Raw genomic sequence first — 26,357 nt, 5'->3', positions numbered from 1 at the left:
GATTATGTTTATAACGTTTTCGCATCGAGCATTCCAGATAATACGCCAAAATTAAAATCTGGGCCGAAAAAATGTACTTTTTTGTAACTTGGTGGTGTTAACATGATCATTACTTTGAAAAACCTCAGCTTCCTCGTTTTAGTGCTGTTATTTTCGCAGGTATCCGCTGCTGCGCAATATGACAGCTTGGTTCATAAACCGTATGCGGACAGGATCGAGGGCTATTTTCATTTATATTTGGAACTCATCGATCTGAAGGACTCCGCTGCCATTGCCAGTCGGGCAGAAAAAATAAAAAACTTTGCAAGAGAAAAACAAGATCCGGATCTTGAAATGGAAATGGATCTTTTTCTGGTTTACCATGATGCATTCTTCAAGAACCTTCCGGAATCCCGCGCCATAGCAGCGATCAAAAATCTGATTTTGCAATCGGAAAAGGAAAACATCTGGCACGTCAACATCAGGGCGGTGCGGGTGCTGGCGTTGTATTACTGGGAGCATCAGCGCTATGAACTGGCATTTGAACAGTATATGGTGTTGGATAAAAAGCTGAGTGCCCACAACGTATACGACTTTCCGGAATTGGTCAGAGACCTGCTGAAAATAGGTGAAGCATACTATTATTTCCATGACTATCCACAAGCCAAAAGCTATTTCCAACGGATAATCCGTTTGCCTGAAACAGATTTTAACACCATGTTCATGAATTCAGCCAGAAATACGCTGGGGCTGTGTTATCAGAAAGAAAAAGACTACATGCGTTCTGATCATTATTTTAACGAAATCCTGAAAACGAACTTTGCTGTGCCAAAAAAGATCTGGAGGCGGATCGCGGTAGGTAATCTTGGTGCAAACTGTTATTACCGGCAGCAGTACGACAAGGCAGTACCCATGCTGGAAGATGATTTCCAGGGAGCAACCAGGGAGAGTGACTTCGGGCCCGCAGCGGGAGCGGCGATTTTACTGGCGGACATTTTCCTGATAAAAGGAAATGCTGAAAGATCTTGGACCTACATAGGACATGCTCGCAGCAATATTGAAAAAGCGGGGCAAAGGGAACGGCTGCAATTTCTTTATCCCATCATAAGCAAATGGTATGGTTATAAAAACCAGACTCAATTGTCAAAAATTTACCTGGACTCGACCGTTTCTGCGATCAATCAATATCATTATCAGTTCAGCGCAACAAAAGTGCTTCGTGCCCAGCAGAAAATCAGTTTCCAGCAGGAGGAATTGCGACGGGCTGAAATCGTATTGGAAAATCAAAAAAAGGCCAATGAAAGAGTCCTGATGCTGATTTTCTTTTCTGCCTTTGTGATCATTTTCATTCTCGGTTACCTGATCCACAAAAAACGTCAACAGGCTAAGGATCTGAAAATCCAGGTTGCCATGCAGGAACTGGAGGTCGCTACCCAAAACTTAAAACAGTTCACTGAGAGTATTTCTGAAAAGAATCACCTGATTGAACAGTTGCAAAGCCGCTGGTCCGACGAGGAAAAAAACGAGCTGGTAAATCAGTTGCAGCAAAGCACCATTCTGACAGAGGAAGATTGGTCCGCGTTCCAGAAAATGTTCGACAAGGTTTATCCCGGCTTCATTTTCCGTGCCAAAAAAGTTTATCCGGATCTTTCCATTGCTGAATTGCGCTACTTTCTGTTGTCAAAACTGAATTTGTCTTACAAGGAAATGTCAGCAATGCTTGGTGTTTCGCCCAATACTGTTCAGGTGCTCCGCCACAGAATCCGTAAAAAACTTCAGTTTTCAAATAACGAAGTGATGGAAGAAGTAATTAACCAGATTTAGGTCGGCGCTGACCGGGTGTATTTAATTGGTTAATATGCAGTAACTTATATAATGGTTTAGAGATGTAAGATTTTTGTAAGATGGCAGTTTTATTGCTTTCTACATTCCCGGTTTATGTTTGATGCTTTGGTTCTAAAAAGCATTAAACTCAACATGAAGAAAACTTCTATCGCAACCCTTCTTAACTTTTTTCTACTAGGCATTTTACTGTTTCGTGTCAGTGCGGTTAGTTTCGCAGCCGGCTACCCGACGAAAAAGTTGACTGGTAAGGCCTCGGCGGTTTTGTTTCCGGGACCGGATGTCAATGGTGTTTTGTATGTCAAAAAAGGTAGTGCTGGTACGGGTGAGTCCTGGGGAAACGCCCTTGGCGAACTGGCCGATGCGCTCAAAATGGCAAAGAACGATTTGTCCATCAAACAGATCTGGATAGCCAAAGGGAAATACAAACCGCTCTATTCTCCCGAAGACGGACAGAATTTTGCTGATTCGACACAAATTCTGCACGGGGGTAAAAATCATCGCTGGCGTAGTTTCCTGTTGGTGAAAGATGTCAAATTATATGGTGGTTTTGATCCGGATAACGGCATAACCGATTTGAGCCATAACAGGCTGTTGCCAACCCGAACGTTGAACGTAACGCAGGGACAAGGAACTGTTCTCAGCGGCGATTTTAGTAATAACGATCTTGTGACGGGCTCGGGCGCCAGCCTTTCATTCAGTAATAACGGCGAAAATGCTGCACAGGTGATCGTCGCAGCAGGCGACCTGGGTGATGCGCTCATGGATGGGGTTTCGATCACCGGAGGAATGTCGGAGTCTGGGACCTATCTCGCCAATGGTGTAAGCATAAACCGGGAAAACGGCGGCGGGCTGCATCTTGCTTCATCTGCCTTGACGCTTCGTCATGTCAGTCTGTATGTGAACGGAGCTGGTACAGGCGGCGGAATCTATGCAGTTGGTTCGTCGCTGACTATCCAGAATGCCCTGATGAAGCTCAACTGGGCCAGTTACTCGGGAGCAGCCATGACAATCGAAAGTTCATCCGCCTTGGTTTCCCAGGCAATCTGCACCGGTAACCGAACCGGCCAGTACGGGGCGGTTATGTCCGCTAAAACGAATAGTTCAATTGCATTCAATCTTTCTACCTTCGATAACAATGCAGCAAGCAGTGGCGGGTCGGTGGCCTTTTCCGCAGGCAATTCTACCATCGGTATAATCAACAGCATTGCATGGTCAAACGGCTCAGCTGCATTGGCCAAAGAGAACAACGCCAGCACTTTTACAGTGGCCTATTGTATTATCCAGGGTGGTTTCGCAGGTGGTACCGGCATCATGGATAATGACCCGCTATTTGTCAGCGCCGCCACGGGAAACTTCCGTTTAAAGCCAGGCAGTCCGGCAATCGGGACTGGAAAGAATGACCTGGTCCCTTCTGATATTACCACCGATCTGGACGGAGATTCACGTATCTACGGAGCTGGCAATGTGGATCTTGGAGCTTATGAATACCGCCTAACCGCTGATCAGCTTCCAACGGAATCAGGTGTGTTGTTTGTTAAAAAAGGCTCAACCGGTACAGGGAGCTCGTGGTTGGACCCTTTGGGAGAGCTCGCGGATGCCTTGAAAATCGCCAAAAACGACCCAGCTGTCAGGCAGATATGGATAAGCAAGGGTGTTTATAAGCCATTGTATTCGCCGGTGGACGGTGCAAATTTTGCAGATTCGGCGACTTTAGGCATCAATCACACGAGCAGGAGTTTCCTGTTAGTCAAGGATGTGAAAATCTACGGGGATTTTGATCCCGACAACGGTATTGTCAGACTATCACAACAGCGGGCACTTCCAACGGGTATTCCGGTTAACGCGCCCGGTGAGGGCACGATATTAAGTGGCGATTTTAGTAATAATGACGTCATTACGGGATCGGGGGCTTCACTAAATTTCTCTAACTACGGCGAGAACGCAAACCAGGTTGTCGTATCTGCCGGGGATGTGGGCACAGCCTTGCTGGATGGGATAGTCATACGAGGAGGTTCGGCCGGCAGTAATACGCAGTATGTGGCAAATGGCAAGACTATTACCCGGCAAAGCGGTGGCGGATTATTCGCCGTTGAATCAGCACCAACCCTCAATAACCTTCGGTTTTATGCAAATTCTGCCGGATCTGGCGGGGCGTTTTTTGTGAAAGACGCAGCTGCATTAGCGGTTTCAAATTGTATTTTTTCCTTAAACTGGTCGTCTTCTAACGGAGCAGCATTTTATACAAGCGCGTCCTCACTTGCCATTTCCAATACTGTTTTTTCCGGAAACCGGGTAGCCGGGCAGGGAGCTGCAATTTACGGGACGGGCTCTTCCTGTAACATTGCGCAAACTACTTTTACGGGTAATGATGGCGGCGGAACGATATTAATCGCGGCATCATCGTCACTTACAATGGCCAACAGCATCATCTGGGACAACCAATCCTCCATTGCTTTATTAGGCGGCAGTACTGCGTCAGTGAGTTACTCCGTTGTGCAATTTGGCCAGGCCGGTACCGGCAACCTGGATATCGATCCGCTCTTTGAAAACGCCTCAGCCGGTGATTACCGTTTAAAATCAGCCAGTCAGGCCGTTAATTCCGGTGCAAACAGCCTGTTGCCAGCCGGATTGATGCAGGACCTGGCCGGAGAGCCCCGTATTTACCGGGTCGGTCGGGTTGATATGGGTGCCTATGAGTTGCAGGAAAGTGTGTTTGAAAAAGGAACGGGGGACATTCTTTATGTAAAAAAGGGAAGTGGCGGCAGTGGAAGTTCATGGGATGATGCGCTGTCCGAACTGGCCGATGCGCTTATGGCGGCGCAGAAATTGGGAGATGTGAAGGAAATCCGGGTAGCGAAAGGTACTTACAAACCCATGTTTTCTCCTGACGATGCCCTGAACTTTGCAGATTCTGCTGCCCTGGTAAAACTGAACAGGAGTCACATTGGACGGAGTTTTCGGCTGCTTTCAGGTGTAAAACTATATGGCGGTTTTGACCCCGACAACGGCATCACTGACCTGACCCATGACCGTATTATGCCCAACCTGAAATTGGCCGACCTTGGTAATGAAATAAAAGGAACGATTCTGAGCGGCGATTTTAATAACGATGACATCGTAACCGGAAGCGGCGAAACACTCGGTTTTGTCAACTACGACGATAATGCCGCGAGTGTCACCATAGCCACAGACCTGCCTGCCACTTCTGTACTGGATGGATTTACAGTGCGCGGCGGGCGGGGGCGTAACCCTGGTAACGGGCTCGGAGGGGGGATGTATTCCAATTCCTCGAAAATGACAATCAATAACGTGTGTTTTTATGGCAATACTGCCGATCAAGGTGGGGCAGTTTATATGGAGGATTCATACAACAATTTTACCGACGTAGCTTTTTATAAAAACGATTCAGAATATGGCGGTGCCCTGTTACAATACACCGAAAGCACTTCGGTCCGCTTTAACATGAGCCGCATCACGGTTGCAGAGAATAAAGGTGGCGAAGCGTTTGGTGTTGTCGGCATTCACGGTCCGGTCACCATCTCTGAAAGTACTTTTTATGAAAATGCGGCCGGAAAGTTTACGCTTTTGCTGGCAGGCTTTGGAAATACGATTGTTCAGAATTCTCTCTTTTACCAGAATCCAGGCGGAGGAATAAAACTGGACAACTATAATTCGATCGGCTGGCCCAATGACATGCGGATCATCAACACAACAATAGTCGACAACGGAGGCTATGGTTTCTGGTGCGAAAATAGTAACCAGGCGCGCGTGATCAACACGATCAGCCAGAATAATACATTCGGAAATACAAACGAATGGGGTAATGTTACGGTCATCAATTCCATTATGCAAAGCATGTTCGGCGTCACCGGGGACGGAACAAACAGCAGAGACATTGATCCGGTTTTTGTAGATCGTGCTGCAGGCGATTACCGCCTACTACCATGTAGTCCGGCCATCAATTCAGGCAGCAACACCTGGGTGACAATCGCGAATGTAGTAGATCTGGCTGGCAATACCCGTAAATACGGAGATGGTGTTGTAGACATAGGTGCCTACGAATATCAGGGCGACGCCTTGACCGGTGTTGATTTACTGGCCGAAAATGGAAATGAGGCGTCTGTCATAGTAAGCGGGTCAACTAAACTGATAGCAAGTTCATCGGCGTGCCGGGTGCTGGCGACCGTTCAGCCAGGCGGAACCCAGCCTGTATCGGGTATTATAAACGGCAAGGTTTGGGTCGATGCAGTTGCGAACAGCACATATGTGAGGCGGCATTATCAGATCAAACCCGATCAAAATGCCGCAGCGGCGACTGCGAGGGTTACCCTGTATTTTACCCAGGCAGATTTTGACAATTTTAATTTATCCAATTCCGCCAAACTTCCCCAAAACCCTGATGATTTGGAAGGTATTGGTCATTTGATCATTGAAAAAAGAAACGGAGAAAGTAGCGATGGCAGCGGTCTTCCCAATACTTATTCCGGAACGGCTCAAAACATTACCGAAGCAGAGGTCAAATGGAAAGACGACACCCAACTTTGGGAGGTGAGTTTCGATGTAACCGGTTTCAGCGGTTTCTTTGTTAAAACCGTTTCATCACCGCTGCCTGTGCGATGGATATCTTTCGAAGGCAAAATAAATGACCAGAATCAGGCACTTTTAAGCTGGAAAGCGGATGAAACGAATGCAGATCGTTATGAAATACAAAGAAGTAGCGATGCGAAAACCTTCCGTCCATTCGTTGAAATAAAGGCAAAAGGCAACGGCGTGAGTGCATATACAGTGACAGATCCGATACAAGTTTACGGCCAAACGTATTACCGGATTCGCCAGATTGACACAGATGGAAAATACAGTTTCAGCAGAATGATCTCGGTCGCCGGGCCTGAAAATTCAGGCATTTTAGTATATCCTAATCCTTTTTTAGACCTGCTCAATGTAAAAGTGGACAAACACAATATTGGCTCTACCATGTCCCTGATTAATAGCTCGGGCAACAAACTAAAAGAAATAGAGCTTAGAAGCGAAACTACCCAAATTTGGCTAGACGGACTGAAATCTGGTCTTTACCTGATACAGTTAAATGATGACACTGTGAAAGTAATAAAGAAGTAGCAACTATTCAGAAGTTGGACAAAGTCAGTGCCCTTTCACCGGAGCATCCGGCTTGAATTATGACAGTTAGCGCATCCCGCGAGTAACTTTTAAAAACAGGGAATTTAGTGAGCCCATCTCAGGCAAAGCTATACCGCTGATCATGCAAGCTGTTCCGCAACAATCTTTTGTTGTTGGAATAGCTTGTTGTTTATCCATGAAGAGCGTAGCAATACTGCGATTGGTTAGTCTTTATTGTGTTTCAAATTCTAATTGCGTTTCCAATAATAATTTAAAATGAACAAGTTTTCACTCGAATATCCGGATAATAACATGATTTTTGATCAGGACATTTTCGAAGCTAAGCGGATTGTTGCACATTTTCATTTCGCCTGATACGTATGAATGATTTCGAGTCATCTGACGTGGTTCCGTTTTGGTTTACACTTTCGCGGGTTAGTTAAATTTTAAAAATCGAGCAAACCCTCTGATAACAATTCGGGTATCTTTTTAAGAGTTTATAAAGATCAGAAGATATATATCCATTGAAGAATGTGAGACGGGAAGCCTGCTATACGTTCATACGGGAATTATTGGTGCAATATCGCTGAGATTATTGTCTAAAAAACGCTCACATCCACATTAAGTTGCGTCTTAAATTTTTAGTCAATAATAGAAATTTCGGCTTAATGCCGGGCGGCGAGCAAATCATTTTCAACAAACGATTTCAGGTCCTCTTTGCTCATGATGGTTTTCTTTTCATGATGTTCCAGATGAAAATTTTCCAGTTTTTGCAGTAAATATTGAAGCGTAAATTTTTCGGAAATTGTCAGTTTTCCCGTGATCATTTTACCCACGTTACTCATATCTTTAAACACTTCGTAGAGTAATATCTTTCCCTCATCCGTTATCGCGATCAGTTTGCTTCTTTTATCTTTTTCATCATCCCATTGGGTCACAAGTCCGGTTGCAATGAGCCGCCTGATCACTTCCATACCTGATGTTTTTTCCTGCAAATTAAAACTTATCAGTTCGCTTTTAGAAAGATGGTCATGGGTCAGTAATATAGAAAGTGCCGTAAAATCCTCTGCGGTCAGCAGCGGCGTGCCATCCAGCGCTTTTTTAATGTAAGATTTTGCATAGCGGCTCATGTGTACAAATAACCTTCCAATGTTGTTGTCAAGCTGGAAGGCTGTTTCCTGCGCACCATTCTCATATTTGCCAAATCTTGCTTCGCCTGGCACAATGTGCTCCTTGGATTCACTGGTGGTATGCAGCAGAAATCCGGCAAAGTCTTGAATAGACACTTCATGCCCCGGGCTCTCTTCTTCCAGTTGTTCTACAAGCGAGATTAATTGATGAATGAGCTGGTATGATTTCATGCCAAATTAAATGATAACGGCTAATAATGAGCCAAAGTTACATGCTTTCCATGATTTCCAGGCTTTGCTTTTTGAACGTTGTATACGCATTTTGGAATTTTTGATCAACGTTCCGTTGCGGGATAAAACTTTTAAAGAGATTAAATGTCCTGATCAGCGTTAGTTTATAAAGCGGCAGTTTGACTTTTTTAATAGCGAGCAAGTCTGAAATTTCAGTACCCAACAAATGACGCATCAAACCCAGAATATCATTATCCGTGGCTTTGCTTTTATTGACAGCCAGTATGTGTGCAATCAGGGATTCGGTGAGCTCTTTACCATGCGGTGAGGCGCAGAATTGGCGTCGTTTGATCGTGGCATCGAGTTCGTCGCCCATTTTTTGGTTCTCCGAAATTAGATCCTCATCTAATCCAGTCAAATAACCAATGACCGCCCAGGTATGCAGGAAAGCCTCCTGGTCTGATTCGCTTGTATTAAACCCCAGCAACCGCAGACCGCGTAACACAATAAGGGAAAAAGAAAGGTTCGTGCCAGCCATATCCTCCTGATTGATCGGAACACCCCAGGCGTCATCCCATTTTCTGCTTTGATAAGTATAATAACGAACCGCGGCATGCATAATTCGTACCTTTAAGATTTGGTGATAAGCATTTCCATTTGGCACAAAAGCATCCGGCGCCATCACGTCCCAGACAAATATGGCTGTATCATACAAGCGCTTCGTAGTTTGTTTTCTGATCAGTTCGGATATGTACAAAACCATGGTTCCCTGAGCAGCCGTGTAACAATATGGCAGCGACAGCAGCCCGAGCAGGCTCATGATCATTTCCGAATAACGGGTAAAAAAAGCAGATCCCTCTTCCATCAATTTTGGATCCGCCCATGCCGGTAATTTTTGTGCTTCGTCGATGAATGTAAATCCAGGGAAAATTGCACTTAGTGATTCAGTAGCTTGCTCACCGTTCGCCGAGTTCATCCACTTTTGCAGCTGGATTTTCTTTACGGGATCGGCAAAAACAACTCTTATGAAGTCATCTGCCGGTTTATCTCCCAGTAATCTTTTTCTATCTAAAACTTCGTCACTGTAAATTTTGTGATCAGCCATAAGTTAAAACGTTGTGCTAATTATTGCCTCGGCCGCCAGTCTTCCACTTTTCATCGCAGCATTGATCGAACCATTCATTAAATAATCACCACACACAAAGCAGTTCGGATATAACTTTTTGATCTGAGGGTTCGGCTCATTTGTAACCTGATCGTCATTAGGCAAGGCGTAAGGAATGTGATAAGTTTTAAGATGTTTCCAGTCAATTGCCTCCGGAAACCAAGTCTGCATTTCACGAACCGCCTTTGTCTGGAGTTCAGAACTGTTATAATTAGAATAATCTCCAATTAATGAAAGGGAAATCAACGAATCTCCATTTTTTGAATATGCAGGTGAAATCTGATTCATTACAGCAATGTTGTTCACCAACTTTCCGGGCAGCGTATTTAAGGCAATCAATGGTCTTGCAAAAGGTTTTTCAGGTGCGGTGAAATACATATTCGTGACAGAATGATATGACTTTACCAACTGCTGAAATGGTTTCGGCAAATTCAGCTGATCGGTCGCAATCAGAACGGTGTCAGCCTGGTATGCAGAACCAGACAGAGCCTTAACCTTGCTCTCATCAATTTCAATTACTTTTTCATTAAAAATTAATTCCTGAACTGACAAGTCATGGGCTAATTGTAACGGGATCATCCCCATTCCTTTTGCAGGAACCGCAGCATCACCTTCACTGAACATCTTGAAAACAAATTCAAACATACGGCTTGACGTGCTCAGTTTGTCTTCAAGAAAAATACCCGACATGAAAGGTTTAAAGAACTGATTCATCATCCGGGCACTAAATCCGGTATTTTCCAGATATGCCAGCGTAGTGGTTTGCTCTTCCGAAAAAATCTCGTCAATACCTTTTCCGGCAAGCTTTATTTTCAGTCCAAGCATCCGCATTTTATCACTAAGGGTACCTGCGTGAGAGCGCAAAGTACTGATCAAAGTACCTGGTTGTCTTAACGGATCTCCGATCCGGGTGCTGCCGTTTTCGTTCAATATTAAAGCACCCGGATCAAATTTGCGCAGATCAAGAGCATCGTAATCCAGAAATCTTTTTGTTTCAGGATAGGCAGTTAATAATACCTGAAAGCCGCGATCAAGCAAAAAACCATCTACCTCATCTGTACGCACTCTGCCACCGACCTGATCCGACGCTTCCAATATCTTCACTGATTTACCAGCTGCTTTCAACACTTTGGCAGCCGTCAAACCCGCCAGCCCCGCGCCGATAATGATCACATCCGTTTTATTATCACTCATGAAGGGAAAAGTTTAGCTCTATATGGATATTCCTGAATTTTTGACACTTATGATATTAGGCTGTTTTCAGTTTACCCATACCTCCATCAATTCCAATGACCTGTCCGGTAACCCAGCCACTATTTTCAGAAAGCAGAAATGCTATCGCCTGGCTGATATCTTCCGGCTGACCGTATTTTGCCAAAGGATGTCTTTTGGCAGATGCTTCTCGCTTTTCCGGCGTGCTCAGCAAATTTTGGGCCATGGGCGTATCGGTCAAAGATGGAGAAACCACATTTACGCGTATTTGCTGCGTGGCCAGTTCAGCGGCCAGCGCCAATGCGAGACCTTCTACCCCACCTTTTGCCGCTGAAATACTGGCATGATAAGGCAAACCGATTTTAGCTGCCACAGAACTGATCAGAACGATTGAAGCACCACCTGCATTTTTCAACTGTTTGAGTGATTGCTGGATAATTTGTACAGCACCTAAAACATTGAGGCGATAATCATTTAAAAAGTCATCCGTTGAAAGCCTGTTAAATGGTTTCAGATTGATACTGCCGACTGAATAAACCAAACCGTGCAATAGTTCAGGCAAAAATTCGACGATCGAGCCAAATTCACTCGTTACGTCAGCCTGGTAGTGTTTGACACCCTCATGCAGATCAACATTTTCGGACCGTGAAATGACATAAACAACCGCATCGTTTTCGTGTAAAAATTTAACAAGGGACAAACCAATACCTGAACTTCCTCCGACTACGAGTATATTCTTTCCTTTAAAATTCATTATCCAATATATTTTAGAAATTCGTTTTTGGTTTCAATGTTTAAAAATTGCCCGCAATATTCAGCAGTAAGCGTGGTACTGCCGGAATCTTTCACACCCCTGCTCGACACACAGTGATGATATGCGTCGATGACTACGGCCACGTCCTCAGTGCCGAGCGCCTCTTTCATTAAATTGGCAATTTGAATGGTAAGCCTTTCCTGAACCTGAGGTCTTTGGGAGCAATATTGCACAATCCTGTTCAGTTTTGACAAACCGATTACCTGCCCGTTACTGATGTATGCCACATGCGCTTTCCCCACGATCGGCACGAAATGATGTTCACAATTGCTGAACACGGCAATGTTTCTTTCGACAAGCATTTGATTGTAGTGATAGGCATTCTTAAAGAGCGTAGGCTCTGGTTTATTTGCGGGATTAAGTCCGCTGAAAATTTCCTTTACATACATTTTAGCCACCCGCTTAGGCGTGTCTTGCAAACTGTCATCGTCCAGATCCAGGCCGAGAACCTGCATAATACCTGCAAAATGTTTGGCGATCCGTTCCATTTTGGTATCATCGTCAAGCTCAAATGCGTCGGCCTTCATCGGCGTGTCAAAAGACGAACTGTGATGTCCATCCTCATATTCGAGCACATTTTTATCATTCATTGGTTCAAATATGATTTTGTTATTTAACATGAAGTTATTTGTAATTTAAGTAAAACTGTCTTGCTGCATGCGGTGTTTCTTTTCCTATTTAATCTGGCCATAGATCTACCCGGATAACCTTCACATTACATTCAATTTATACCTGATCAGCGAATCAAACATCAGCCAGAATTTTTGACCATTGGAAACTCTTATCCGTTCCGACATGACCTGATCAGCCGGGACCCTTATGATTTTGAGCAGCAACTGCCGGTAATAAACGTAAGCCAGATACACGCCTTTTCTGGATGAAAGCGGAAGTTGCCTGATACCATTTAAAGCCTCATCAAATTCGTTGACAATTTCCTGTTCGATGGTTCTCTTATTTTCGTCAGAAAATGAAGATAAATTGATGTCAGGAAAATAACTCCGGTTCAACTGCTGGTAATCTGCCTGCAGATCCCTCAGAAAATTAACCTTTTGAAATGCGGAACCCAACTTCATCGCAGGAACTTTCAACCGGTCAAATTCCTGTTGATCGCCATTTGTGAATACATGCAGGCACATGAGACCGACCACCTGCGCAGATCCCATGATGTACTCGTTATACTTGTCATGCGTATAAGATTGCTCATCCAGATCCATTTCCATACTTTTCAGAAATTGACGGATCAGATCATGATCGATATTAAATTGATTGACCACCTCCTGAAATGAATTGATGACAGGGTTGGTACTGATGCCGCGCTCTATCGCTTTAAAACAGTCAGCGGAAAACTCGGCAAGCAATACTGATTTAGGGTAATCGTGAAAACTGTCGACGATCTCGTCTGCCAACCTAACAAAGCCATAAATGGCATGAATGTGGTCACGTAACTCTTTTTTGAAAAAAAATATCCCCAGCGAAAAACTGGTACTATAAAGCCGTGTTGTTTCTCTGCTGCATGTCGCGGACAGCGTATCAAATTTTGCTTTCATTATTTAAGTTTGATGTATCGGACGATGGTTTTGGCCTGTCTGCCGATAACTGATTGCAGCAAACGCATTTGGCACTGTCTTTCGCAATCCTTTCACAGAAGCATCTTTTAGGTAACGGCATTTTTCCTGATCATCGGTTCATCACCCAAAAGTAATACAATATTATACTATTTATTAAAAATTAGTACATATTTATACTTAATCAAAATAATACGATGACGTCGGACCGCATGATAAGATCAGCACGGCATTGGCCGGCAGACGCCAACCCAACATTCATTAAACTCCTGAAATACGATACTTTGCTTCAAATACCGCTCAATTTCCAGCGGCTGGTCAAATAAATCAGAAGGAAAAACCAGCCCTTAAAGTCAGACGGTTAAAGTCCTCTTTCTTTTCAATCCCCGACTGCTGAACAGAAGATCGCTGAAATCGGTATCCTGCCGAGATTGTAAATCCGGTATTGTTGCTGAACAAAATTTTCAACCCAATCCCGGCTGCCATCGTCGGTCCGCCACCGAAACGAACGCTGTCGACATCGTTGGAAGTGGCATTAAACCCATGTCCCCCTTCAATAAAATAGAAAGGCAGCTTGTCTCCGGTTCGTGTTAAATCACCGCGTATACTCACAACGGCCGGGACGAAAGTTTGCACGGCATAAAGATCGGCACCGAGCCCAAATCCGGTATAAAACCACTGGTTGAATTTATAACCATTTGTTGTTTGAAAAGAAAACGCAGAAGTTGTTACGCCATTTGATGCCCGGTTGCTCATCGCCAGCGGCCCAAGCTCCGTATAATGCACAAAGCCTTTCTGTTTGTAACGAATATTGGGATTAACATACTTTTCGTTTTCAATTTTTTCAACTTCATCTGTCAGAAAAGTAAGTATGCTTTTGTCAAATATTTCCAGTCTGACAGCAGGCTGCTCTTCCAGCAGCGTACCTTTCATGATTGAGCCATTTTTTAGAAAAACCCGCACATATCGATTTTTTTGCCCGAAGGTGCAGGCGGTAAAGTACAGGATAAATAGCAATGTCAGTGTTAGAGAATTTTTCATGTTGTGGTGGTATTAATGCAATGGCTAATCAGTTGTCCAACCAGATTTTAAACTCCGGACTTCTTTCCCTGCTCACGTATGTATTTTGTTCAAAAGGTGGTTTCAAAAATACCTGAAGGCGACTGGATAAGAGCGTCTTGACCTTTTGAATGGATTGTATCCTGGCGATAATTTTTCTGTTTATCCTGAAAAAAAGGTGTGGATCCAGCAGCTCTTCGAGGCTTTCCAGATTATAGTCTACCAAATACTTACGCCCTTCGGACGTCATCAGATAAACCACTTTATCATCAGCATAGAAATAGGCTACCTCATCAATATTTTTGTAAAGTATGGTATCCGCGTATTTAACCAAAAAACGATGTTTGTATTTTTTACTGAAAGACAGCATATTTTCCTCAATCCGTCTGATATCTGCCAAAGAAATTCCACCGCGGCTTTCATTCAAATTCCGGTATTTGATGAGCGCATTTTGAAGCTCCGTTTTATCCAGTGGTTTCAACAGGTAATCAATGCTGTTCAATTTAAAAGCCTGCAAGGCATACTGATCATAGGCAGTGGTAAAAATAACCGGACTTTTCAAGGGAAGCCGCTCGAAAAGGCGGAAACAAAGTCCGTCCGATAAATGAATATCCAGCAACAGCAAATCCGGTTCCGGGTTTTTACCAAACCAGGATACCGCCTCGTCAATGGATTCCAGCGTATCGATTACTTCAATGTCCGGATCAAATTCCCGCAGGAGCTGCGATGCTCGTTTGGCAGAGAGCGCCTCATCTTCCAGTATAAGAACTTTCATGGTTTAGGTTTCAAATTTTAATAAAAAGTCATGGCTTAAAAAAGGATGCATGGGTCGGCCTGATCAGTGGTATCGTAACACTGAACTGCTCGGTAGTCTGTTTTACATCAAGCCCATGTTGTCCAAGAAACTCATATCGTTGCGTGATGTTATTTAGTCCAAGCCCTGTTGATTCCTGATCATCAGCCTGTTTTAACTGAAGATTATTTCTAACCGTTATCGTTTCGTTATCCAGACAGAGAATCTCCACATGAAGAGGTCTGTTTTTACCGATCACATTGTGTTTGACAGCATTTTCTACCAGCATTTGCAAAGAAACAGGCACGATAAAAGCCGACTGACAATCGGTATTAACATTGATCGTAAATACCAAACCGGACTCGAAACGGGTTTTAAGCAGATAAAGGTAAGATTCAATAAAATTCAATTCCTCCTTCAATTCAATGATTTCCTTTTCCGGGCTTTTCAGAACGTAACGGTAAACCCTTGAAAATTGCCGCACAAATTCGACCGAGGCATTTGCGTCCATGGGTATCAAAGCACTCAGCACGCTCAGGTTATTAAACAGAAAATGCGGGTTTACCTGATTTTTCAGCGCCTGCAATTGCGCCTGGCTGCTGATTCTTTTATAATTTTCTACTTCCTGATTACTTTTTTCAAGTTGCTGGTGATATAGAAATATTACATTGATTGTGTTCAAGAAGAGATTGACCCTAAAACTGAACATCAAAAGCAGTTTCAAAGGAAGAATCCAGTCCATCCAGTTGTGGGAGATTGTATAAAAGGAAGTGATTCCTCCCAGAAGCATCGTTGCAAAAAATACCGCCAAAATACTAGCTCCGAAACTATAACTAATCCTTTTCCAGAACGACTTAATTTCCATCGTGGAAAGAAAGTTGTCGAGCAAACGATTTCCTTCCCAGATTGCGATTGTCAAAACCAGAAAAAGCAGAAAGATAACCAGCTTGGGTGTAACAATTGGATAATGCTCAAATGACTCGACCAGCAAGGTATTCAGAAATGAATATCCTCCCAGCAGAATCATGAACAAAAACCGGTACCTGATCGAGAACATATTAACGTATAGTAACTATAAAAAAACATTGGTAAACTACCTAAAATCAGATCGTTTACCAATGTTATGACGCAGTTTAGTTATGGCATCAGTACTTTGTCTATGACGTGCACAACGCCATTGGTAGCCAAAATATTAGCAGACGTGATATTAGAAGCACCGCTTGTCTTACCTACCACTTTCGCTCCGCCAGTCAGATTGAATGTGAGCTTGCCAGCTGTGTTGGCCGTAGCTACTTCCCCTGAAACGTTTGGCAGATCTGTGGAGAACACACGGCCCGGAACAACGTGATAAAGTAACACATTTGTTAAAAGTGTTTTGTTGGCCGGATCAAGTAAAGTTGCTTTTGGTGTTGTTTTATACAACTCAGTGAATGCTGCATTCGTTGGCGCAAAAACCGTCAACCCGTTGGCAGAAGCCGTAGAAAGTGCCGTTGCCACCGCTGGGTCAGCCGCCAGGACAAGTGACACAAGTTCCGAAAAATTAGTATTCGCCTGGGCCACCTGCACCAGGGATTGTGTTGGCGGTACAATGACGTTGTCTATCACGTGTATTACCCCATTTGATGCATCCACATCTGTGACGATAACTTTAATGTTACCGTTAATAAAAACGCCATCCGCATTTTTTGACAAATAAATGTCGTTGTTGGCGTTAACTGTTTTAACTGTTCCGCTTTTGACGTCCGCTGCCTTCACTTCACCGCTCACGACATGCGATGTCAAAATAGGTGTCAATGCGTTTTTGGTCAAACCATCCAAACTTGTAATACCCGCTTTTGTAAACGCCGCATTATTAGGTGCGAATACTGTGAAGGGGCCAGTTCCCTGTAACGTTGTGACCAGCTCCGCTTTGGCCACTGCAGCAACCAGCGTTGAGAACTGCGCATCTCCGGAGGCGACGGCTACAATATTCCCAACTGGTGGCGTCTGCGGCATATCATCATCGTCGTCTTTACATGAAACAATGGTTGCTGCCAAAGCAGCTATAAGTAAACACATGCTCAGTCTGTTTAATCTGCTCAATGGTTTCATAGTAAAAAAGGTAAAGATTGTGGAATAATTTATTTAGTTACTATGACTAACCTACCTGGCCGTTTTTTCATTGTCGCATTGGAACCCAGTGTAACTATATGAGGAGTGAAAGTATATTTTCAGGGAGTGAACTGACAAAATGAACGGACGAGCCCATTATCAACCGTTTAATATTTCAATTCCATCAACCAATTATTTCACGACTAAACAAAAGACTATTTTATAGGAACAATTGATGCAACAGGAAAGCTTTCCTTATTTACCCCTGCTATCCAATTAATTATTTTCAAGGAAATGTTGTCAGCAGAAAAGTCAGGACCGTATATATGGTATTTTTTGATTTCATAAAATTCTCTCGGTACATTCGTATGGCCAAATATTTTCTGTCTTAATGCAAATGGAATCGATTTCTTGATTGGTTACTTTATCATTTCTAATGAGTTCCACCACTACGCTTACTTTATTTCGGTTTCATGATTCACGGTCTAAAATGTGGGCTTTCGGGCAAATGCAGTTTGCACATGCGTATATAAGCAAAACGCCCGGGTTGCAATTTTACAAACTCATGGGCAGCGGTCGCGAGCCGGGTTTCAGCCCATTGCCCGACTGGGGTGTATATGCCATATTGGGTATTTGGGACAACGAGCAATACGCTGATCATTTTTTTGACAATGCTGAAATTTTTAAGCGATACCAGGCGCACAGCAGCGAACAGTGGACTATCTACATGAAACCTAAACAAGCCAGGGGTCTTTGGTCGGGCCGTAATCCATTTACCCCCTCAACAGATTTGGATGATGACAACCCGCTTATTGCAGTAATTACGCGGGCAACCATTAAGGCGGGTAAACTGATAAAGTTTTGGGACTATGTACCTACATCCCAGCGGCCCATTGTCCAAGGTTGTAAAGGGCTGATTTATACCAAAGGAATTGGCGAAGCACCGCTGCTTCAGATGGCCACTTTCAGTTTATGGGAAAATATAGATGCGCTGAAAAACTTTGCCTACAATAGCCCTGAACATCAGGAGGCCATCCGGAAAACGCGAAAAATAGATTGGTACAAAGAAGAGTTATTTGCGCGTTTTCAGCCTTACCGCTCAGTAGGAACCTGGGGTGGTGAAAATGTTTTGGCTCCCTATTTAAGACCGCCCGCTTCTGCCCCTATTACGGCATTTTCGTAGCTATTTGTTGATCAAATAGAAGAATACGAAAAATAGAACTTGAGTTGCAAAGTGATGTAACGGTAGCGGATACTTTGCCTGAGGTACGTAATTTTTTACAAGCACCTGCAATACGAATGCGACTACAAACCAGTCTATGTAGTTGCGTAACGGTGCATAACCTGCATTCCAATGCCAGTAATCGAATACCGAAGCCACAGGTTCGATAAAAAAATCGAGCGCAACCATTAGCGCAGCTCCGCAAACAGGTGCTATCCATGGGTTACTTACAAAACGCTTTGCGATAGTGGCTGTTATAAAAGTAAGTACCACCCAGTTGATGCCAATCAGCAAGGGAACATTAGCCAATTTAGGACCCAAATTTTCACCGTACCAATAGTCTCCGAAAAGCAATCCGGTGTTTACTCCAATCATTTCGACGCCCATTCCGGTGATGTAAACAAGTGACCAGATTAACATGCCTGGCCAAACATTTTTAAGCGGAAAATTCCAGTACAAAAGTGCCAGGCCAAGCAGGAGGTTTAATGGTGTTTTTGGCAAAAACCAAGCGCCATAACCCAGCCATATGCCTGTCATGCCTGAAATGGTTACCAGCCATATTGCAAATATTGAAGTGTTGCTTTTTACAACCGAAAATGATAGTTCATTATTCATAGAGCTGAAATGATGAGCTTTGAAGTAATCTTTGCAGAATGCATGCACAAAGGAATACCGCCACCTGGATGAACGGATCCACCGCAAAAATAAAGTTGTTTTATTTTGTTTGAAAAATTGGGGTGTCTAAGGAAGGCCGCAAGTTTAGAATTGCTTGCCGCACCATACAGTGCACCGCGGTAACTGCTTGTTCGTTTTTCAATAAGCGGGGGCGTTAGCACATCTTCTGCCATGATGAGCTCCGCAATGTCGGTGCCGAGCAGGCGGTTTAATTTGCTGATGATATTTTGGCGCGCCTGTGCCATCAATGCCTCCCAATTTTGACCATAATCGCCCGGGGCATTAATCATCACAAACCAATTTTCGCATCCCGGAGGTGCGTCACCCGGAGTTTCTTTACTGCTGATGTTGATGTAAACCGTAGGATCATTAAAAAGAGTTTTATGTTCGAACAAATGCGCAAATTCCTGCTGATAATCGCTGCTGAAAAATATGTTGTGCAAGTCCAATTGAGTAAACGTGCCGCGAATGCCCCAATAAAATATTACTGCAGAACTTGATCGTTCCTGCCTAAGCGTGCGCTCAGGGTGCGGTTGTGATGCCAACAGTTTTTTGTAGGTAGAAAATATGTCCATGTTTGAGACGACGCAATCTGCAAAATGCTGGTTGCTTGTCGTTTTAACTCCAACTGCCTTATTCTTCACAACCAGTATTTGTTCTATTTTTTGACTAAAATGAAATCGGATGCCTTGTCGAAGTGCCAGCTGATACAGACTGGTAGTGATACTGTGCATACCACCATTCGGATAATAAGCGCCCAGGTAAAGTTCAAGATGTGGAATCATACTCATGATACCCGGTGTGAGATACGGTGATGAGCCGTTATAAGTAGCATAGCGGTTAAATAACTGAACCAGATGCGGCTCACCAATGGCTGCTTCATTAAGCGCATCCAGACTAATGCCCAAATTCATTTCCGATAGGTGAGCCATGGCCCTAAGTGTGTCCAGGGAGAAATAAGTACCCATTTTATGCAATGATTTCTCAATGAATAATGAAGCGGTAAGCTCATATTTCTTCTGGCCGTTTTTCAAATAAGACAATATCGTTGTGGCTTCAATACCAAATTTGGCTGCAGCCTCTTTAGCAAAAACTTCGCGATCGGCATCAACAGTAAACCGCATGCCATCTTCCCAAAAATAGTTGCACACCGAATTCAAGCGGTGATACTGAAAAAAATCAGCTGGTTGTTCACCAAACAGTTCGAAAAGCTCAGTAATAAGTTGTGGCATGGTGAAGAGCGAAGGTCCGGCATCAAAACGGTAGCCGTTTATTTCGAAAGCATGTAGCTTGCCACCGGGATATTCATTGCTCTCAAATACATCCACTTCGACGCCAGCAGCCCGCAAATGCAGTGCAGTAGCAATGCCGGCTATACCTGAACCAATAATAATTGCTGATGGCATTTCAAAGATGTATTTTTATAAATAGTTTTTTATTTGTTTGAAGTAGATAAAAGTACGAAAGAATTGGGTTTAGTTTATAACCATGCGCTTTAGAAACCAAGCCTCATTTTTTTAAATCAGGCAAACAAACGTTGGTTATAAGAAAAATTGAAGGACTTAAATGACGAAGTTGCAACGATATACTGTTTTTAATTGTGACGTTGTTTATAATAGCTATACTGTGAGTAAAATGATTTTAATGGTTTGAGTATGGCGATTATGAGTGGAAAGTGCGTTAACACGGCGTAGAATCCATGTTTGGGTGGAAGACGCTTGTTGTAGATTTTTACAGTTTAGTTTACAGTCTCAAAAAATTCGAGAAAGATTAACAGCAGGAAAAAATTTCATGGCTATAAAACAACAGCTTTTTTTGTATAGTACTATTGTTCGCTTTCGAAGTTGTTAATTGTATCCCATTACAATCATATACACGATGTATTTCAGCTTTGACTTCAAAAGCTCAATGCTTTTGATCTTTGTTTTGCATGCTGCTGTCTTTTCAATGTTGCTTTTAAGTAAAGCAATTCAAAATGAGCATAAGCCGAGTTATTGGCTGAGCGCCTTTATTTTTTTTTCAGGTCTGTATATTTCACCATTTATGCTAGGCTATGCAGGCTGGTATAGCAGGCAGCCATACCGTGATATCCTGTTTTATTTTCCATTTCAGCAACTTTTCCTTCTGCCACCAGTCCTTTACATTTATGTAAAAACATTACTCGATGAATCCTTTACTTTTAACCCTAGACACTTTTTACACTTTCTACCCTGGTTTGGTTACTTCGTGTACTCACTTATCGTTTTCGTAACAGATAAAGCTGTTTTGGATTACGCCTATTTTTATGCCGACGGTATGGATAAAGACTTCTCATCATGGTACCAAATCACCGGATTTATCTCCTTGGCGACCTACTCAATACTTTGTCTAAGATCCTATTTTACTTATAAAGAGCTAAGTCTCCAAACAGTTAGTTTTGCTGATGCAATCATGTTTGGCTGGATTAAACGCTTTCTGATTGCTCTATTGATGATACTAATACTTCGGGGACTTTTTTTCATCCTAAACCCCGAGTGGGATCAGTTTGGAAAGAAATTCTGGTATTATCTCTCTTTTTCGATATTAGTGTACTACATTTCAATAAGCGGTTATGTGAATGCTATTCAATCTATTTTCACATTGAAGACAGCTTCTGTGCTGGCAGTCAGCAGTCCGATCAATGAGCAGGAGGAATCACAATTGCTGAAAACAGCATCTTTTATTGATATCGATATTGAACCTTGGAAAAATAAACTTGAAGCATTGATGATTAACGAGAAGATTTATGAAAACCCAACTCTTACCCTGGTCGATGTGGCCCAACAAATGGAAACTAGTCCTAAACGTGTGTCCCAAATAATAAATCAAGGCTATGAGATGAACTTTAATGACTTTGTGAATCTTTACAGAACTCTGGCAGTAATCGAACAAATAAAATCAGGTAACCACAGTTTACTGACACTTCTTGCAATAGCATTTGAATGCGGGTTCAACTCAAAATCGACATTCAACCGCGCCTTCAAAAAACATACGAAGTTGACTCCAAAAGAATATTTAAGTCAAAATTATTACTAAAAGGTATCAAATCAGGATTTGAAGCGATTTGAAATAGATGTTAACGGTACTTCGTGCCTCAACAATCCTCTTACCATGCGCTTTCCTGTTCTAGCCATTTGTTTTCTGGCCTCAGCGATCCACTTTGCATTTAGTCAGCCGTATTCCTACATTGATTCTGTTAAATACAGGCAGCTTGATTCTATTGCTTCACAGGATGTACCGGCTCATGCGCCCGGAATAGCCACTGGGATTGTCAGGAACGGCCAGATCGTGTACAGTAAGTACTTCGGCTACGCCAATCTTTCAGACAGCGTACAGATAAATGAGCATTCCCGATTTAATATTGCATCAAATGCAAAGCAGTTTACTGCTTTGGCAATTTTGTTGCTGGTCAAACAACAAAAGATTAGTTTAGACGATGACATCAGAAAATTTCTTCCTGACTTATATACAGGAATAAAACACAAAATTTTAATTAAGCATCTCCTGAATCACAGCAGTGGAATCAGAGACATTTATGACTTATGGTCAGTTCAGGGCATTGTTTGGTGGAAAACAATATTGAATAACCAAGACGCCTTACAACTTTTGCAAAAACAGAAGGAACTGAACTTCAAACCAGGTACAACCTATTTATACAGCAATTCGAACTATATCTTGCTTGCTCAGATTATAGAAAAGGTAACCGGAGAATCATTTGTTAATTACACTAAAAATCTATTCACAAAGCTTGATATGCCCCATACTGCTTTCGTGGACAATCATAAAAAGATTGACGCACCAATAGCAAAGCCATATTTCAACTTTAATCAGTGGGTAAATTATGACTGGCTTTGCGACATACATGGCGATGGTAACTTATTTACTACGCTGACTGATCAGTTGCAGTGGGAAAAAATCATTCAACTTGGGCACCATGACTCCATACCCACAGGTTTAATTAAGAAGAGTCAGCAGCTAACAGGAAATTCAGAGATCAAAGAGTACGGCTACGGTTTGGAATTTGGGGCATATAAGGGAATTCAATACCGGTTTCATGAAGGTGCAACTGGAGCCTGGAAGGCAACGCTACTCCGTTTCCCCAAAGACAGTTTGTCAGTGATAACCTTAACAAATAGCGGAAAAACAATCCCAGCCACGCAAACAAGACAGATGGCGGATATTCTACTGAATCTTTCAGCACAGACACCCCTAGTTTATTCGTGGCCTAATCGTAACGGGACATTTGCATCAGCGTCGGATATAGTAGGAATCTATACAGATAATAAGGATTTCAGCTTTCAATTCGAACAAAGAGATTCAATTTTTTATCTAAAAAGATTTGGGAGAAATGAAATTCAGTTAGTGCGGGAGTCAGATAATGTTTTTCACCAAACCAATGATCCCACATTCAAAATGGAATTTATTAAGGACAAAAAAAGTAAACTTCAGGTTACGGCGTATCACCCGTCCCACGCACCGTATACATTGGATAAGGTTGACTATGACTGGGAAAATTTTGATTTCAGGCGAATGAGTGGTAAGTTTCAAAATGATGAGACAAAGCAATTTTTGTTGATTGAATACCTGTCTGGTCAAACATTTAATATTAAGTTAGGTGATAATGAAACAAATGGAATATTAATCACCCCGACAAAACTCTTATCCGATGGATTTCAATTAGCAATTCAAAACAATATCGACTTGAACACAGTTTATTTTAACATGAATAGAGTCAAGAATCTCAGGTTTGATAGGATTAAATAATATCATTCTTATTTCAAATATGTAAGGAACTAGATAAAAGAAATATGAACTAAACGGTCAACGCTTTTCAGGACAAGACAAGTTCTCTTCATCGTAAATTCATTGCCACAAAATCCACATCTACGTTTAACAGCAAAGTTGCTACTCATAAATACAAATAAGTTTAAATAAGTTAATTTAAGTAGTGTTGACATACGATATATAATATGCTATATCATTTGAACTAGCCTTCTTGAGGGACAAATAGGGGACAAAAAATAAACAAAACTTAGTAAAAATTCCAAAAGAAAACGGTTGAAAATTTTGACTAATATTCTAATTTTCAACCGTTTATATGTATTTACTTGCAGCCGTTTTGTGCGTCTACTTTCCGATACAGAACTTCGAAAAAATATTATCCAGCAAATCATCAGTAACAATCGTCCCCGTAATCTCGCCCAAATGGTGAAGCGACAGCCGGATGTCCTGGGCGAGGAAATCTCCGGTGATTCCGCTGTCGAGACCATTAATTACTTCGTTTAATGCATCTTGGGTTTTAAGCAGATGTTCGTAATGACGCAGGTTGGTTACGACGGTATCCGTTGCAGATTGTCCGTATACACGATTTACCAAAACATTGGTTAGCACTTGTAAACCTTCCTGAGTTTGGGCAGAAATTCCAACGATTTCCGGATTTTCAGATCTCAATCTTTCGAACGTTTCAGTTTCGATATCAATTTTATTAAACACCCAAATAATGTCTTTGTCAGAAGCGATTTCTGTTGCCAGCTGTCTGTTTTCCAAAAAGGTTTGTTCGCTGTCAAACAGAAAGATAACCATATCGGCTTTGTCCATTGCGCTACGTGAACGTTCGATTCCTATGGATTCCACCAGATCCGTCGTTTCCCTGATTCCTGCTGTATCGATAAAGCGGAATTTAAGTCCTTCCAGCACCATTGTATCTTCTATCACGTCACGGGTTGTGCCTGCCACGCTGGTTACTATCGCTTTTTCTTCGTTCAAAAGTGCGTTCAGCAAAGTTGATTTTCCAACGTTCGGCGAGCCGATGATTGCCACAGGAACACCATCCTTTAACGCATTGCCAAAATCAAAGGATTCAATCAGGGGTGCTATTGTGTGTCTGAGATTCATGATCAGTCGCCTCAGGTCATCGCGCTCTGCAAATTCCACATCTTCTTCGCCGAAATCCAGTTCAAGTTCAATCAACGAAGCAAAATGGATCAATTCAGTACGTAGCGAAGCCAGTTTTTTAGAAAAACCTCCTCGTAATTGGTTCAACGCCGTTTTGTGGCTGGCTTCCGAATCAGCAGCGATCAGATCGGCCACAGCTTCGGCCTGCACCAGGTCAAATTGTCCATTCAAAAATGCACGCTGGGTAAATTCTCCCGGTCGCGCTATCCTGGCTCCTTTTTTAATCAGGAGTTTAAGTATTTGTCTTATAATGTAGTCGGAACCGTGGCAGGAGATCTCGGCTGAATCTTCTTTCGTAAAGGATTTGGGAGACTTAAACACCGTTACCAGCACTTCATCAATAATGCCTTCGTTCGATTGAATCAAACCGAAGTGGGCAGTATGACTTTCGGCCTGTTCTAAATTTTTACCTTTAAATATAGAGTTCACAATGGAAACAGCGTGAAGTCCGGAGACACGTATAACCGCAATGGCTCCCACGCCCGACGGAGTTGCCAGGGCACAAATCGCTTCCTGATGGTGGATGGAGGTACTATTCATTTCGCAAATATTGCATTCTATATTTTATTACTTAAACGTAAAAACGCTTTAAATCTAAACCCTTTTAATCTGTATAAGATTCGTTTGAAATATTTAATAAAGAATTCTACATTTTTCAAATCCTATTTTTCGACCAGATAATTGTATTTTTATAGGACGGTTTAATCACCTCCGTAGTTCCAGAACAATTGAAAGTGTGCGACTATCTGTGACAACTAAATTAGCCTAACAAGATGAAATCCATTTTATTACTTACGCTGGGTCTGCTTTTGGCCGTCAGCACGTATGCCCAGACAAAAAAAATGTATCATGTTCCCAACGAAAGCGACATCCGGAAATCGATCCCGATGAAGGACAGATACCAGTTTGAAAACTTTAAGAAGGGTACCGTCCATTTCAGAAACGGAACAAAGTCACAGGCACAGCTTAATTACAGCTTCTTTCACTCTGAAATTCAATTCATTGACCCTCGCAAGGATACGTTGCTTTTAGCCGACAACTCGTTTGTTATACAGATAACTATTGACACACTGGTATATTACTACCTGCGAAAAGAGGGACATATACAGCAAATCGGTGGTTTTGATAAAATAAGACTTGGCAGAAAACAGAATCTGGTCGTCATGGGCACCGAGTACACATCGGGTTACGAGGGAAAATCTTCAACTTCTGCTATCTCCTCCTACTCTACTTATCTTGATAAAGGCGGTCAAATGCAAAAACTAAATCCTGCCACCAACATCATGATGCGAAGAGGAAACATCTATTTCTGGATGGACCAAAACGATCGTTTTTCTTTTGCCACAAAGGCAAATCTGTACAAACTATTTCCCAAACATAAACGGGAACTGAGCAGCTATTTTAAAGAAAACGAGATCAGTTTTACAGACGAGAATGATATGATTAAACTTCTTGATTTTTGTAAATCTTTGTAGAAAGCTTTAA

At 42.5% G+C, this 26,357-nt stretch carries 19 protein-coding genes; 6 read left to right on the top strand and 13 right to left on the bottom strand.

Translation table 11 applies throughout. The annotated features are described in order from the left end of the window. The first annotated feature begins 114 nt into the window (after positions 1–114). Complete coding sequence (locus E0F88_RS05085; RefSeq protein WP_165939998.1) at positions 115–1,803, top strand: sigma factor-like helix-turn-helix DNA-binding protein; 1,689 nt, start codon at positions 115–117, stop codon at positions 1,801–1,803. A gap of 153 nt (positions 1,804–1,956) precedes the next feature. Then, positions 1,957–6,942, top strand: coding sequence for a choice-of-anchor Q domain-containing protein (locus E0F88_RS05080; RefSeq protein WP_165939997.1), 4,986 nt, complete (start codon positions 1,957–1,959; stop codon positions 6,940–6,942). Between the two features lie 665 nt (positions 6,943–7,607). Here the strand turns inward: E0F88_RS05080 and E0F88_RS05075 are convergent. From E0F88_RS05075 to E0F88_RS05030, 10 genes are all read right to left on the bottom strand, one after another. Continuing rightward, positions 7,608–8,303 carry a MarR family winged helix-turn-helix transcriptional regulator gene (locus E0F88_RS05075; protein ID WP_131957044.1) on the bottom strand — a complete coding sequence of 232 codons (696 nt, stop codon included), beginning with the start codon at positions 8,301–8,303 and terminating at the stop codon, positions 7,608–7,610. 37 nt (positions 8,304–8,340) lie between these two features. Continuing rightward, complete coding sequence (locus E0F88_RS05070; RefSeq protein WP_131957042.1) at positions 8,341–9,408, bottom strand: oxygenase MpaB family protein; 1,068 nt, start codon at positions 9,406–9,408, stop codon at positions 8,341–8,343. A 3-nt stretch (positions 9,409–9,411) separates the two neighbouring features. Then, positions 9,412–10,662, bottom strand: a complete 1,251-nt coding sequence (locus tag E0F88_RS05065; protein WP_131957040.1) for an NAD(P)/FAD-dependent oxidoreductase — start codon at positions 10,660–10,662, stop codon at positions 9,412–9,414. A 55-nt stretch (positions 10,663–10,717) separates the two neighbouring features. Beyond that, on the bottom strand, positions 10,718–11,434 hold the full coding sequence (locus E0F88_RS05060) for an SDR family NAD(P)-dependent oxidoreductase (RefSeq protein WP_131957038.1): 717 nt from the start codon (positions 11,432–11,434) through the stop codon (positions 10,718–10,720). Then, complete coding sequence (gene folE, locus E0F88_RS05055) at positions 11,434–12,114, bottom strand: GTP cyclohydrolase I FolE (protein ID WP_131957036.1); 681 nt, start codon at positions 12,112–12,114, stop codon at positions 11,434–11,436. Before folE ends, E0F88_RS05060 begins: the two co-directional genes overlap by 1 nt. A 90-nt stretch (positions 12,115–12,204) precedes the next feature. Then, complete coding sequence (locus E0F88_RS05050; protein ID WP_131957035.1) at positions 12,205–13,041, bottom strand: phytoene/squalene synthase family protein; 837 nt, start codon at positions 13,039–13,041, stop codon at positions 12,205–12,207. A gap of 345 nt (positions 13,042–13,386) precedes the next feature. Continuing rightward, on the bottom strand, positions 13,387–14,100 hold the full coding sequence (locus E0F88_RS05045) for a hypothetical protein (RefSeq protein WP_131957034.1): 714 nt from the start codon (positions 14,098–14,100) through the stop codon (positions 13,387–13,389). A gap of 28 nt (positions 14,101–14,128) precedes the next feature. Beyond that, positions 14,129–14,893, bottom strand: a complete 765-nt coding sequence (locus tag E0F88_RS05040; RefSeq protein ID WP_131957032.1) for a LytR/AlgR family response regulator transcription factor — start codon at positions 14,891–14,893, stop codon at positions 14,129–14,131. Between the two features lie 28 nt (positions 14,894–14,921). Beyond that, positions 14,922–15,968, bottom strand: coding sequence for a sensor histidine kinase (locus E0F88_RS05035; RefSeq protein ID WP_131957030.1), 1,047 nt, complete (start codon positions 15,966–15,968; stop codon positions 14,922–14,924). Positions 15,969–16,048: 80 nt separating this feature from the next. Next, positions 16,049–16,969 (bottom strand): fasciclin domain-containing protein, encoded by a 921-nt coding sequence (locus E0F88_RS05030; protein WP_229213681.1) that lies wholly within the window; start codon positions 16,967–16,969, stop codon positions 16,049–16,051. A 469-nt stretch (positions 16,970–17,438) separates the two neighbouring features. Here E0F88_RS05030 and E0F88_RS05025 point away from each other — a divergent pair, with 469 nt between their 5' ends. Continuing rightward, complete coding sequence (locus tag E0F88_RS05025; RefSeq protein WP_131957026.1) at positions 17,439–18,185, top strand: DUF3291 domain-containing protein; 747 nt, start codon at positions 17,439–17,441, stop codon at positions 18,183–18,185. Here E0F88_RS05025 and E0F88_RS05020 read toward each other — a convergent pair whose 3' ends face one another. Further along, positions 18,186–18,839 (bottom strand): carotenoid biosynthesis protein, encoded by a 654-nt coding sequence (locus E0F88_RS05020; protein WP_131957024.1) that lies wholly within the window; start codon positions 18,837–18,839, stop codon positions 18,186–18,188. Then, positions 18,836–20,305: a 1-hydroxycarotenoid 3,4-desaturase CrtD gene (gene crtD, locus E0F88_RS05015; protein WP_131957022.1), complete on the bottom strand. Its 1,470-nt coding sequence runs from the start codon at positions 20,303–20,305 to the stop codon at positions 18,836–18,838. The genes E0F88_RS05020 and crtD overlap by 4 nt, the downstream gene beginning before the upstream one ends. A gap of 502 nt (positions 20,306–20,807) precedes the next feature. Here crtD and E0F88_RS05010 point away from each other — a divergent pair. Beyond that, positions 20,808–21,953 carry a helix-turn-helix domain-containing protein gene (locus tag E0F88_RS05010; RefSeq protein WP_220466233.1) on the top strand — a complete coding sequence of 382 codons (1,146 nt, stop codon included), beginning with the start codon at positions 20,808–20,810 and terminating at the stop codon, positions 21,951–21,953. 75 nt (positions 21,954–22,028) lie between these two features. Beyond that, positions 22,029–23,681 (top strand): serine hydrolase domain-containing protein, encoded by a 1,653-nt coding sequence (locus tag E0F88_RS05005; RefSeq protein ID WP_131957019.1) that lies wholly within the window; start codon positions 22,029–22,031, stop codon positions 23,679–23,681. A 363-nt stretch (positions 23,682–24,044) separates the two neighbouring features. Here the strand turns inward: E0F88_RS05005 and mnmE are convergent, their stop codons facing one another. Next, positions 24,045–25,412: a tRNA uridine-5-carboxymethylaminomethyl(34) synthesis GTPase MnmE gene (gene mnmE / locus E0F88_RS05000; RefSeq protein ID WP_131957017.1), complete on the bottom strand. Its 1,368-nt coding sequence runs from the start codon at positions 25,410–25,412 to the stop codon at positions 24,045–24,047. Positions 25,413–25,645: 233 nt separating this feature from the next. On the opposite strand from mnmE, the gene E0F88_RS04995 reads away from it, so the two are divergent. Continuing rightward, positions 25,646–26,347, top strand: a complete 702-nt coding sequence (locus tag E0F88_RS04995) for a hypothetical protein (protein ID WP_131957016.1) — start codon at positions 25,646–25,648, stop codon at positions 26,345–26,347. The last annotated feature ends 10 nt before the right edge of the window (positions 26,348–26,357 follow it).

Source organism: Dyadobacter psychrotolerans (assembly GCF_004349265.1).
Classification (GTDB): domain Bacteria; phylum Bacteroidota; class Bacteroidia; order Cytophagales; family Spirosomataceae; genus Dyadobacter; species Dyadobacter psychrotolerans.
Note: the sequence above shows the minus strand (reverse complement) of the source record. Positions and strands in the feature narration are given on the sequence as shown.